Below are 8,016 nucleotides of genomic sequence, written 5' to 3' on the forward strand. Positions count from 1 at the left end.
TTTGCCGCGGCAATCCATGCGCCGGCGCTTGCCGGCGTCAGAACTTGTACGTCATCCCGACGTAGCTGATGATCGGGTCGGCTTTCAGGTCCGATTTCGACTCGGCGAGCACCGAACCGTCGGCCGCCTTGATCGTCACCGTCGACGTCGTCTTCAGCGGGATGTAGGTCACCGACGCGACCAGCCCGAAATGCTCCGTCATGTTGTACTGCAGGCCCGCGTTGAACACCGGCTGCCATGACGACGACGCCTTCGCTTCCACCGATGTCGTACCCGGCTTGCCCGCACCCGCCGCGAGGATCGCGCCGAGGTTGTCCTGCGTCTGCTTGATGAAGTTCGTGTTGAGCTGCAGGTCGCTGAACCAGTTGTACGACACGCCGAGGCCGAGGAACGGCCGGAACTTCGCGGTCGCCTGCCCGAAGTAGTACTGCAGGATCACCGCGGGGCTCCACTGCCGCACGCTCTTCACGATCGGGTTGACCGAGCCCAGCCCGATGTTCTGCGTGCCGAGCGCGCCGGCAGGGCCGGGCGGCTTGATCGTGCCCTGGCCCGACACCTTGAACACCGGCGGTACGCCGGCCACCGACGTGACCGCGATGTGGTCGGTCAGGAAGTGGCTGACCGTCAGGCCGACGGTGTCGGCGCCGCTCGTGTGCAGCCCGGTGCCCGGCGACGTGAACGACGGCGGCAGCCGCAGCGGCGTGTTGATCGGCGTCGGTGCGACGTTGGTCGTCATCGGCGTGCTGCTCTGCTGCGGCATCACGTGGAACCAGCCCAGCGTGACGACGTTGCTGCCGGCGCTCTGTGCGTGCGCCGCGAGCGGCGCCAGCACGGCGGCGCCGGCCGCCGCGCGGAGAAGGGTTTTCTTCATCACGGCTTCCGCCTCCGCTTACTGGACGAACGCGCCGATCGTGAAATACGGCGTCGATCCCGCGTTATCGAGGAAACCGAACACGCCACCCGTGAAGATGAACTTGCCGGTCGGCGACGTGCTGCCCGAACCCGTGTGAATCGTCGTGACGGTACCCGGCACCTTCTGCGTGTAGTCGAGATCGAGCGCGGTCGCGAGCGAGGCCTGCGACGGCTGGAACGGATCGAGCAGTGTGGCCTGGTTGTTGATCAGCGCGGTGGTCCGGTAGTCGAACTGGCTGTCGACGCCCACGTACTCGCCGTTCTGCGAACCGGCCGCGATGGCCGTCTGCGGCGAAAGGATCGAGATGCTCGATTCGTCGTCGGCGGTGAGGCCCGGCACGCCGTTGCTGTCGGGCGTCGGGTTCGGGTTTGCGACACCCGTGCGAACGAGGATCGGCACGAGCTGGTTGCGCAGCTTGCCGACGATCATGAAGCCCTTGCCCTGCGGCGTTGCCGACAGCGTCGGCTTCAGCTGGCTCGCGTAGTTGTTCGACTGGAACGCGCCGCTGCCGTCCGCGGATTGCGCGAAGTTCGTGCCTTGCTGCGTGCATGCGCCGCCGGCGAACTGGCCGGTCGAATCGCACTTGGTCCACGAGCCGTCCGCGTTGATCGTCACCTTCGCGTCGATCGATGCAGGCGCGAAGTTCTGCGACGGCACTTCACCGAAGCCGATATGGCTGTACGTCCCGGCGACCTTCGTGATGTCGGTTTCGATCGACGAGAAGCCGATGAACGGGTAGTACGGGAATTTCGTGTCGGGCACCGCGGCCTGGCCGAGCACGCCGTTGAACTGGATTTCCTTGCCGGGGATCGTGCCGCCCGCGACGCCTTCGCCGACGAAGATCCGCGCCGGGCGCGACGGATCGAGGCTCGCGCCGTTCAGGCGGAACGCGCACTGGTTCAGCTTGTTGGTCGGCAGCAGCGTTTCCTGCGTGAGCGTGCCGCTGTCGACGGTGCCCGCGCGGGTCGGCGTGACGGTGCCGGTCGTGCGCGGCACGGCCGATTCCACGTACGTCACCTGCCAGGTCATCTTGGTCGTGTCGAGCTGGACCTTCGCGAGTTCGCCGCTGCCCGCGCCGCCCGTGAACACGGTGCTGTAGTCGAGCGTGGCGGGACAGAGCCGGTCTTCGACGAGCGGGGGCGGGTTGTCGCTGCCGCCGCCGCAGGCGGAAAGAAGGGGGGCGGCAAGGGCCGCCGCCAGAATGAGGTTGCGCTTCATGTTGCTCCTCCAGATTTGTCTTGTGCGGCGGCCAGCTCCCTGTCGGCCGCTTCTGTTGGTGGTGCTCGTCCTGCCTGCGCCGTGCCGCGCGCGTCGTGCCGCCGTGCGTTACGCGGCAGCGGGCCAGCCGCCGCCGCGTCCCCGTTCGCTACTTGCTGATCTGCGCACCCACGCCGAAGTACGGTGTCGACGAGGTCGTCGAGTTCGCCGACGTCGACGTGACGCCGCCGTTCACCGTGCCCTGGACCAGTGCCGCGTACAGCCCGCCCGTCGCGATCACCACGCCCGATGCGGACGGGTAGCTCGCGCCGCTCGGCGGCGTCGTCTTCGCGTTCAGCAGGCCCGGCGTCGCCTGGCCATAGTCGAGCGTGAAGCCGTCTTCCTCGGCCTGCGTGCTCGGGTTGATGAACGACGCGTTGCTGCCGCGGATCAGCGCAGCCGTGTACTTGAAGTTCGAGTCCGCGCCCGCGTAGCCGCCGTCGATCGCGCCCGACGTGATTGCCGTTGCCGAGCCGAGCACCGCGATGCCCGATTCGTCGTCGACCTGCGCATCGACGTGCAGCGGCGGCGTGCCGAGGTTCACGTTGCCCGTACGCACGATCACCGGCACCGTCGCGCCGTTGAGCTGGCCGATCACCATGTGGGCGGTCGCCGACTTGCCGGTCGCGCCGACGATCGGCAGTTGCGTCTGCGGCAGCGTCTGCGGCGCCTTCGTGCTGTCGAAGTAGCCGCCGTTCGCGCTCGTCTTCCACGGATCGCCGGTTGTCTGGCAGCCACCCGAGCCGCTCGACGTGCACGCGCCGTTCGCATCGAACGTCTCGCTCGAGTTCGTGCCTTTCGTCGCGTAGTTGCCCGACGGCACGAGGTGATAGATCAGCGCGTTGTACGTGCCCGGCAGCTTCGACAGGTCGGTGGTCGTGCTCGCGAAACCGAGGAACGGATAGAAATCGAAGTGGCGGTTCGGCACCTGGCCGACGTTCTGCACGACGCCGGGGATGATCGTCAGCCCGTCGTACTGGATCGTCGCACCGGGAATGCCGCCGCCTGCGACGCCCATGCCGACCAGCAGCATCGGCGGGTTCGCCTGGTTGAAGTCGGCGGCCGTCGAATAGGTCGAGCCGTCCGCCGCAGGGCCCGTGCCCGGCGTGAGGACGAACGCGCAACGCGTCTGCTCGGCGGTCGGCAGCGTGCCGGTCGGCGGATGGATGACCTTGCCGGCGATCGTCGTGCCGACGCGACTCGGCGTGACGGTGCCCGTCTTCAGCGGAATCGGCGATTCGAGCCACTTGAGCGTGTACGTCATCGCGACTGCGTCGATGTTGACGCTGACGATCTCGCCGCTACCTGCGCCGCCGAGATACGTGCTCTTCACGATGTCGGCGTTGGCCGGGCACAGCGCGCCGTTGACGGGCTGCGAAGGCGGCGGCCCTTGCGTGCCGCAGCTCGATCCGGAACATTGGGGCGCGTTGATCGGCGCAGGTGCGCCGCCGTCCCCCCCACCACATGCAACCAGGAAAGGGGCAATGGCAAAGGCCGTTGCCACCCCCTTCGATAAGGCGTGCGACATGCCGCTGTCTCCAATCGTTTAATTGTGCGAGCTAATGTCGCCGCCTTGATTTTTGCTGTCAATTGATGAACCCGTCTAAAAAAGGCGATTGAAACGGGTATCGGCTATTGATTCCTTGTCGGATACGGCATTCGGTAAGAATTTAAACGCGCAAGAGGTCGCCGCAAGCTGCAGGAGTGGGGGATGTGCCACGCTTGGCAGGCTGTCGAAGGGCCTTCCTGCGTATAACGGCAGCGTTTAAAGCGGCGGTATCCGGTCTATCCCTATTCGGGATTGACTGGATAAAGAAGGGCGGAGTTAATCCGCTGGTAATCGCGCAACGGAAAGCTTGTAAATATTTGTAAATGCGCGATCCGGGATTTTTTATTTATTGCCTGGTACGGGTAAATAAAAAGCCGGCCAGTGGCCGGCTTTGCATTGCGTGCGATGTTGAATCAGCGTTTGAGACCGGCGTCCTCGGCCGCGCCGATGCTCAGGTTCATGCACTGGATCGCGGCGCCCGACGCGCCCTTGCCGAGGTTGTCGAGGCGCGCGACCGTGACGAAGCGCTCGGCGTTGCCGAACACGAACAGGTCGACACGGTTCGTATCGTTGTTCGCCTGCACGTCGAAGAAGCCGCCGTCGAGGTTCGCGTCCGCGTCGAACGGTGCGACGCGCACGAACGCTTCGTCCGCGTAGTACTCGGCGAACACGCGCTGCACGTCCTGCGGCGTTGCGCGCTTCGCAAGCTGCTCGGGCGTGAAGTAGGTCGTCACCGCGAGACCCTTCAGGAACGGGCCGACGATCGGCGTGAAGATCGGTGCGTTCGCGAGGCCCGTATGCGCGGCCATTTCCGGCAGGTGCTTGTGCGCGAGGCCGAGTGCGTACGGACGCGGGCTCGCGAGCTTGCCGCCCGGCGCTGCATTTTCGTAGTCGGCGATCATCGACTTGCCGCCGCCGCTGTAGCCGGTGATCGAGTAGCTGTGCGCGGCGAACGTCGGCGCGACGATGCCGGCATCGACGAGCGGGCGCATCGCGAGCACGAACGCCGATGCGTGGCAGCCGGGCACCGCGATGCGCTTCGATGTACGAATCTTCTCGCGCTGGGCGCGGGTCAGTTCCGGCAGGCCGTAGGCCCAGTCGGCGCTCGTGCGGAACGCGGTGCTCGCGTCGATCAGCGTCGTGTTCGGGTTCTCGACGAGCGAGGCCGATTCGCGCGACGCGACATCCGGCAGGCACAGGAACGTGACGTCCGACGCGTTGATCAGGCGGCGGCGCTCGTCGACGTCCTTGCGCTTCGCTTCATCGATACGCAGGATTTCGATGTCGTTGCGTGCCGACAGGTATTCGAAGATCTTGAGGCCGGTCGTGCCTTCCTGGCCGTCGACAAAAACTTTGGTGCTCATTTCGCTCTCACTGAATGAAACGCGGGCCCGCGCCCGGAAACCGCCATTTTAAGACGTCATCCGGCGGGTCTGCGCCGCGCGGGGCGAAAAAAGACGGCCGGCGGGCCGTCTTGTGTCCCTTTGATGCCCGCCGCTGCGGGCGCGCGGGCGTCGGGGCGGGCTCAGCGGGCGCCGGCGTCCCAGCGTGCGGTCGCTTCGGCCACGCGCCGGCCGAACGCCTTGCCGGTCTCGAGGTCGCCCGGCAGCGGGCCCTCGTCGGGCGTCGAATCGGCCGGCGATTGCGCGAGCAGGCCCGTGGAGCCGCCGAGGTAGTTGATGTCGTTGCGCGTGGCCGCCTTCGAGTTGGCCGGCATCAGGCTCGTGCCGACCCACACCATCCCATGCTGCATCGCCAGCGTGACGAAATATTGAATCGTCGAGAACTTGTCGCCGTTCATCGTCGCGGAGTTCGTGAAGCCCGCGGCGATCTTGTCCTTCCACTTCTGCGTGAACCACGCTTTCGACGTGGCATCGGCGAATTGCTTGAACTGCGCCGACGGGCCGCCCATGTAGGTCGGCGCGCCGAAGATGATCGCGTCGGCCGCGTCGAGCGCGGCCCAGCCCGCGTCGTCGAGGTCGCCGACGGCGATCAGGCGCGCGTTCGCGCCGGCGTCCTGCGCGCCGGCATGCACGGCCTCGGCCAGTTTCTGCGTGTGACCGTAGCCGCTGTGATACACGATGACGATGTTCGACATGAAGCGTTCTCCGGAAAGGGACGGGAACGGCGGACCGCAGGCTCGCCGCGTCACGCGTCGCCGGCGGGCGGCGCGACGGATGCGCGGCGTGGCGCCGCGACCGGTGACCACGAGTCTAGCAAGCCGAAATGACGGGAAAACGCGCGCAGGCGGCGCACTGAAATTCCCGGCGGCCGGCAATCGCGACGGCCGTTACTGCCCGTAGTTGACCGTGAGTTGCGCGGTGCCGATCGCCAGTGTGCCGATCTCGTGTTCGAACATCGGCGCGGGGCGGCCCTGCGACACACGCAGGTCGGTGCCCTTCAGCGCGTAGACGGTGATCACGTAGCGGTGCGGCTTGCCGGGCGGCGGGCACGGGCCGCCGTACCCGTCGATCCCGAAGTCGTTGCGCGCCTCGCTCGCGCCGATGCGCCGCAGGAAGCCGGACGCGCTCGCGTCGGCCGGCAGGCTCGTGACGGTGCCCGGGATGCCCGCGACGGCCCAGTGCCACCAGCCGTGGCCGGGCGCGTCGGGATCGAAGATCGTGACCGCATAGCTGCGCGTGCCGGGCGGCGGGTTGTGCCAGGTGAGCTGCGGCGAGCGGTTCGCGCCCTTGCAGTCGCCGCGGTCGAACACGTTCGCGACATGCACGCGCCCGCCCGGCGTCAGGTCGTCGCTCGTCACGGTGAAGGGGCTTTGCGCATGCGCGGGCAGCACCGCGAACACGGCGGCGCAGACGAAGACGAAGAGGATGGACGGAGACGGGCGACCCGATGGCGCAGGCGGAGTGATCCGGCGATCCACACGCATATGGCGCTTCTCCCGTCACGTGGGCCGGGCCGATGCTCCCGGCGTTGTTGGCGTTGTGCGTTGCCCGCGCAGCTGATGGCGGCGACGGTTCAAGTCTAGCATTAGGGTTCGATGAGCGACGCACGCCGCAACCCGCGATTGCGATCGGTCATCGTGCGGACCGGCGGACGAAAAAAAACCGCCCGCGATCGAGCGGGCGGTTTTTTCAGCCAGGACGCCGGCATGCATGCCGGCGCGGCGTCATTCCTTCGGGGCCGTGGCGCCGCCGTGCGCAGCCGACCACTCGGCCGGCGCGTGCAGGAATTTCTCGACTTCGTCGAGCGTCTTCGTCTCGAAGTAGCCCGACGCCTTCGCGACGCGCAGCACGTCCCACCACGTCGCCAGCGCATGCAGGTCGACGTCGATGTCCTTCAGGACCGACACGCTTTCCTTGAAGATGTTGTAGTGGAACAGCACGAAGCAGTGGTTCACCGTCGCACCCGCGGTGCGCAGCGCGTTGACGAAGTTGATCTTGCTGCGGCTGTCGGTCGTCAGGTCTTCCACCAGCAGCACGCGCGAGCCTTCTTCCAGATGGCCTTCGATCTGCGCATTGCGGCCGAAACCCTTCGGCTTCTTGCGCACGTACTGCATCGGCACCATCATCCGGTCCGCGATCCAGGCCGCGAACGGGATACCGGCCGTCTCGCCGCCCGCCACCGCGTCGATCTGTTCGAAGCCGATGTCGCGCGTGATCGTCGTTTCCGCCATTTCCATCAGCGCCCGGCGCACGCGCGGGTACGAGATCAGCTTGCGGCAGTCGATATAGACGGGGCTTGCCCAGCCGGACGTGAAGATGAACGGTTTTTCGGCGTTGAAGTGCACCGCCTGCACTTCGAGCAGGATTTTGGCGGTCGTATCCGAGATCGACTGACGATCGTAGCCTGTCATGGGCATTCCTTGGGTGTTGAGCGAGGAGCGGGCGCGGGCCCGGTGGCGCAGCAAGGGGAACCTGCCCTGGGGGCCGGGGCGCGATCGGGGGGCCAATCGCATCGCTGCGCGCGTAGCCCGACATTTTACCCGATTCAGGCCGGTTTCCGGCGGAATTCGAGCAGGTTCGCGCCCCCGCTCACCACCGGCGAAACAAACGGGGCGCGACCGCCCCGACGCTGATGCCAGGGATGCGGCGCTGCACCAACGGAGGTCATTTAGGGGGTGTACACTAGGCGGCCCTTAGAAATCGTTCAGTACTTTGTACTTTCCTCTTGCCACCCGCCAAGGTTCGATGGCGTGCCGACCCGGCGCGTCGCGTGCCGTCTCGCAGTCGACCATCCCCTCGATTCAAGCAGACGCGGCTGAAGGTGCTGTGTACTGAGCCGTCAATATTTCGCATGTCTCTCGCAGGTCAATCATGGACGAACAACTGAAGCAGGC

7 protein-coding genes are annotated in these 8,016 nt (G+C 66.4%); all 7 read right to left on the reverse strand.

All coding sequences use genetic code 11. The features are described 5' to 3' along the window. Nucleotides 1–37: 37 nt before the first annotated feature. Nucleotides 38–871, reverse strand: a complete 834-nt coding sequence (locus U5809_RS33280; protein WP_322089666.1) for an OmpW/AlkL family protein — start codon at nucleotides 869–871, stop codon at nucleotides 38–40. Nucleotides 872–889: 18 nt separating this feature from the next. Continuing rightward, nucleotides 890–2,131, reverse strand: coding sequence for a DUF2957 domain-containing protein (locus tag U5809_RS33285; RefSeq protein ID WP_322089667.1), 1,242 nt, complete (start codon nucleotides 2,129–2,131; stop codon nucleotides 890–892). 148 nt (nucleotides 2,132–2,279) lie between these two features. Then, the gene (locus U5809_RS33290) at nucleotides 2,280–3,698 is read right to left on the reverse strand and encodes a DUF2957 domain-containing protein (protein WP_322089668.1); all 1,419 of its coding nucleotides are present in this window, start codon (nucleotides 3,696–3,698) and stop codon (nucleotides 2,280–2,282) included. Between the two features lie 434 nt (nucleotides 3,699–4,132). Further along, the gene (gene argC, locus U5809_RS33295) at nucleotides 4,133–5,083 is read right to left on the reverse strand and encodes an N-acetyl-gamma-glutamyl-phosphate reductase (RefSeq protein ID WP_282506411.1); all 951 of its coding nucleotides are present in this window, start codon (nucleotides 5,081–5,083) and stop codon (nucleotides 4,133–4,135) included. A 161-nt stretch (nucleotides 5,084–5,244) separates the two neighbouring features. Further along, nucleotides 5,245–5,817: a flavodoxin family protein gene (locus U5809_RS33300; protein WP_322089669.1), complete on the reverse strand. Its 573-nt coding sequence runs from the start codon at nucleotides 5,815–5,817 to the stop codon at nucleotides 5,245–5,247. Between the two features lie 192 nt (nucleotides 5,818–6,009). Further along, complete coding sequence (locus tag U5809_RS33305) at nucleotides 6,010–6,606, reverse strand: YbhB/YbcL family Raf kinase inhibitor-like protein (protein WP_322089670.1); 597 nt, start codon at nucleotides 6,604–6,606, stop codon at nucleotides 6,010–6,012. A 240-nt stretch (nucleotides 6,607–6,846) separates the two neighbouring features. Beyond that, entirely contained in the window at nucleotides 6,847–7,533 is a 687-nt protein-coding gene (locus tag U5809_RS33310) for an orotate phosphoribosyltransferase (RefSeq protein WP_006482887.1), read from the reverse strand. Nucleotides 7,534–8,016: the final 483 nt, after the last annotated feature.

The sequence above is a fragment of the Burkholderia sp. BCC1999 genome (assembly GCF_905339975.1).
In the GTDB taxonomy this organism is placed as follows: domain Bacteria; phylum Pseudomonadota; class Gammaproteobacteria; order Burkholderiales; family Burkholderiaceae; genus Burkholderia.

Excerpts from the sequence above, each read along its gene's own strand:
- U5809_RS33285 (WP_322089667.1), bottom strand. The coding sequence starts at position 2,131 with ATGAAGCGCAACCTCATTCTGGCGGCGGCCCTTGCCGCCCCCCTTCTT.
- U5809_RS33310 (WP_006482887.1), bottom strand. The coding sequence starts at position 7,533 with ATGACAGGCTACGATCGTCAGTCGATCTCGGATACGACCGCCAAAATC.
- argC (WP_282506411.1), bottom strand. The coding sequence starts at position 5,083 with ATGAGCACCAAAGTTTTTGTCGACGGCCAGGAAGGCACGACCGGCCTC.
- U5809_RS33290 (WP_322089668.1), bottom strand. The coding sequence starts at position 3,698 with ATGTCGCACGCCTTATCGAAGGGGGTGGCAACGGCCTTTGCCATTGCC.
- U5809_RS33300 (WP_322089669.1), bottom strand. The coding sequence starts at position 5,817 with ATGTCGAACATCGTCATCGTGTATCACAGCGGCTACGGTCACACGCAG.
- U5809_RS33280 (WP_322089666.1), bottom strand. The coding sequence starts at position 871 with ATGAAGAAAACCCTTCTCCGCGCGGCGGCCGGCGCCGCCGTGCTGGCG.
- U5809_RS33305 (WP_322089670.1), bottom strand. The coding sequence starts at position 6,606 with ATGCGTGTGGATCGCCGGATCACTCCGCCTGCGCCATCGGGTCGCCCG.